Raw genomic sequence first — 4,475 nt, forward strand, 5'->3', positions numbered from 1 at the left:
TAGCGAGGAAACTACCAATATAAGCTATACCCTTAAAGACCACGATTCGAATAACCTGTTTAGTGTTGATGTAATTAATGCTTTTGACGGGAACGGCCCTATCTTTACCACAAAAGGCGGACAAACATCCTGTCCTTACGAAGGTGCGGAACTTTCTCACTTCTACAATCCAACCCATCCCAACGTTACAAATCCTTCAGCTTCTATAGTAGATTTACTGGAAGAAAGCCGCGAGCAGTTAACCATTGCTACAACAGCTTTAGAGAAACCAGAAATAACAGTAGAAGCAGCAGATGTTGCTGGTATATTTGATGGTAGAAATGCCGAATTTGTACTTAGCCTGCGCAATACCAGCACAGCAAATAAGGATGCTTCATTTAAGCTTGTTGTTGATCAATATACAAATCCGGATAATGCACAAATTAATATAGAGCCTAATGGAACAATAGTTAATATCCCGGCAGGAAAAACAGTGTTATACACCATGACACTTAAGAAGATTAAACAAGACCAGTTTGATTATAAAAACATTAAAGTGTCTCTGGAATCTCTTTGTGACGGAAATATATCAGATACGGTTTTGGTATCTGCAACGTTTGTACCTGCTTGTTCTCCGGTAACTATTATAACTCCATCAAACAACTGGTTAATAAACAGGAATACTTCAATTACTGCTACCGGAACTAAGCCTATAGATATTAAACTAGGAGATTTTAACACCAGTTTTGCCAGTTTCCAAAAAATTAATTTAGAATATCGTTTAAAAGGTACACCAGACTGGATTGGTTTAAAAACCTATTATAAAAACCCGCAAGATTACGATATTGCACAAGCTGGTGGAGATACTAATATCGAATTAATAAGCGGTGCTGAACTAAACTACGCCTGGGATATTGCCGGTTTGGGTTTGGCCAATGGAAATTATGAGTTAAGAGCCCGTACCAGCTGCAATAACCAAACTACTTTCGAATCTAAAATTGTAGAAGGTGAAGTAGACCTTACTGCTCCTATTTTGTTTGGTACACCTACACCAACAAACGGAACATTAAGCTTAGGCGATGATTTAACCTTACGATTTAATGAGCCCGTTAAAACCAATGGTACGGTAACTAAATTTGAATTTCTGGTTCAAAAAAATCAAAGTCCTGTTAAACATGAGGTGTCGTTGGCTTTTAATGGTTCAAACAATACGGCTACCATCAATAGACCTGCTATTAGTACCGGAGATTTTAGTATCGAATTTTGGTTGAAAAATTTAAGCTCGGGCGGAACTTCAACTTTATTAAGCCAGGATAACGGGATTAAAGTCGAACTGATTGATAGTGATTTAAAGTATACTATTGGTGGCCAAGTTATTCGCACTACGATAGCGAAAGATGGTACATTTAACCATTATACACTCTCTTACGATGCTACTGCTAATAAGTTAAGTATTATAGAGAATGATAAAGAAAAACAAGTACTTACACTTGCTGCAAAACTTAGCTTCACTAATGAAAATCCTGTAGTTCTAGGTGGAAACACCTTTAAAGGAAATTTACATGATCTGAGATTCTGGAAAAGAAATATAACCCGGGAAGCATCAGTAGCTAATATGAATACCTTATTGAATGGTAATGAGACAGATCTTTTAGGGTACTGGCCAATAAATGAAGGCAGCGGGGTAGTTGCCAACGATTTGGCCCGGTTTAAGCATCTGGTGATTGCCAATACCAATTGGGATATTACACCAAAAGGTACAGCTTATGCTTTTGACGGAGCTAACTATTTAACCCTTTCGGAAGCCTCAAAAGTAATTATTTCTAAAGAGATGGATGCTACCTTATCTTTTTGGATGAAAACCAATCAGGCTGGTGTTGCAACACTATTCTCTAATGGGTACGGAGATGATACAGATAATATAGAAAGTAATGGATATAGAAATAAATGGGCAATAAGCCTGAATGCTGATGGCCATCTTGAATTAAAAGCAGAAGCCAAAACACTTTCATTTGGAAATGTTAAGATAAATAATAACAGCTGGCACCACATAGCTATGAGTTTAAGCAGAAATGGTACCGTCCGAATGTTTATTGATGGAAACCAGTTAGCATCTTATCCAAGTGCAGATTTGGGTGGATTTTCTTCCAGTAGTATTTTTGTTGGCGGTAGGGGCAAAATTAATTCTGCCACTATAGATCAACACTATATTGGTTTCATAGATGAATTATGCCTTTGGGAAACTGCCCGTAATGCAGAACAAATAAGTGCCGATCAATATCATGAATTAGATGTTAAAACTACCGGTTTAATATTATACTCCTCGTTTAATAAACCAGAAACAGCTAACAATAATGGCCCGACTTATTATTATCCTTTAAACACCACGGAAAAGGTAAGCAGTTATGCCATGTTGAATAATAAGCCACTTGCTTTTACAGAGGAAACACCTGCTATTAAACCGTTTCGTCCTACAGAATCAATTGTTGTAAATGCAGTAATTAATAGGGATGAAATTGTATTAAATCCACAAATTACAGACTGGGCAAGTATAGAAGGAAAAGTAGCTTACATTACTGTTTCTAACCTCAACGATATGGCAGATAACAGGCAACAATCTCCGGTTACCTGGAGCGCTCTTATCAACAGAAGCCCAGTCAAATGGTTTGTTGAAGGGCATAATGAGGTAGTGAACTTAATGAAAAGGGCCAATGAAAACCTTTCTTTTGATATTACCATTATTAACCGGGGAGGAACAGCACAACCTTATACCATGGAGTTGCCTGCCTGGTTAACAGTATCAGCAAGCTCAGGTACTATTGCACCAAATACTAAAACTACGTTAAGAGCGACTGTTGATAGTGATTTGGCGATAGGGAATTATAATACTGTTTTATCTCTTTCGACAGGTTATGGCTATAATGAAAAGATTCGCTTAGATTTAAGAGTATTGGAGAAAGAGCCCATCTTAACCCTAGATGCAAGCAAGTTTAGCCAATCTATGAATATCATTGGAAAAGTAAAAGTAGGCGATGTCTTTACTGACGATATTTATGATAAAGTTGTAGCTACCGTGAACGGGGACGTTCGTGGAATAACAAATGTGGTTTACGACCCAAATTTTAAAGAATATTTTGTATATCTGACAGTATACAGCAACGAAGTCAGCGGCGAGGATATTTCGTTTTATATTTGGGATGCCTCCGATGGCAAATTAAAAGAGGCACTTTTAAATGAGAAATTCACCATTCCTTATGTGCCTGATGAAATTTCAGGAACCTATACAAGTCCTGCAATTTTTACTAATACAGAAGTAACCGGTCAGCAAATTACGTTTAACCAAGGCTGGACATGGACTTCTTTTAATGTAACTGATGCAAGATTTGGGAATTTAAATGCACTTACACATACTTTAACCTTAACTACTTCAGATTTGATAAAGTCTAATGCCCCGGCATTGTTTGATGCCTATCAGCAAAATGTAGTCAATCCGGCCGAAAGTGGTTGGTCCGGAACGGTCTCAGGCAATGGTGGTATTTCTAATAATAAAATGTATAAAATCAAGTTGGAAACCGCACAAAAATTAAATATTAAAGGGATTCCTGTAGATTTAAATACCTGGTCTTTTGATTTAAACACCAATTGGAATTGGTTGCCTTTTGTTGTTTCAAAAAATATTCCGGTTGGTGATGCTTTAGCAAATCTTAGAGCAAGTGACGGTGATGTAATTAAGTCGCAATCATTATTTGCAATTTATAGTACAGTTTCCGGATGGAAAGGTTCTTTAACTTATTTAAGAGCTGGTGAAGGATATATGCTCAATACCGCTATTGCCCAAAAATTTTCCTATCCGGAATATTTGAATCGTTTAAATGTTAAAACCACTTCATCAGTTAGTGCAAAACAAAATAAGATAGTGGTTAGTGATGTCAACGAAGGCTTTATACCTCTTTCTAAAGACTTTGCAAAGTTTTCAAATACCATGAGTGCTATTGTAAAGTTACCGGAAGGATATAAAGATCTATCATTTTATAATAAGTCCGGAGAGTTAAGAGGCTATGTTCAAACCCAGAATATAAATGGTAAGGATCTGGCTTTTATAACAATCTATGGCGATCAATCAGAAAAGCTTACGGCTTATGTTGGTTCAGGTAATAGTATTCAGGCTACATCAAAATCGATTGACTTTTCTGCAGATGCTATTTTAGGCAGCATTGCAAATCCGGTAATAATTGATTTGTTGGTTGAAAAAATAAACGTTCATCCAAATCCTTTTTATCGTGATTTCGAAATAACATTTGATAGTAAAGAAAATGGAGAAGCTACCATTCAGATTTACAATATGGTTGGCGAGGTAGTTTTAGAAAACACTTCAAAAATAAATGTGAGAGCTAATGTACTAAGAGTACATCCGAATGTGCCTGCCGGAGTTTATATTCTTCGCATAAAAATGGGAGATAAAATGATCTATCAAAAAATAATAAAGAACTAAAACC

Annotated in this window: 1 protein-coding gene; it reads left to right on the forward strand. The window is 36.5% G+C overall.

What is annotated here, in order from left to right; genetic code table 11:
• Positions 1-4,471: LamG-like jellyroll fold domain-containing protein (locus ABWO41_RS15780; RefSeq protein ID WP_353140112.1), on the forward strand; the 4,471-nt coding region annotated here is incomplete at its 5' end.
• Between the last annotated feature and the right edge of the window lie 4 nt (positions 4,472-4,475).

It is taken from the genome of Pseudopedobacter sp., from assembly GCF_040392825.1.
Lineage (GTDB): Bacteria > Bacteroidota > Bacteroidia > Sphingobacteriales > Sphingobacteriaceae > Pseudopedobacter.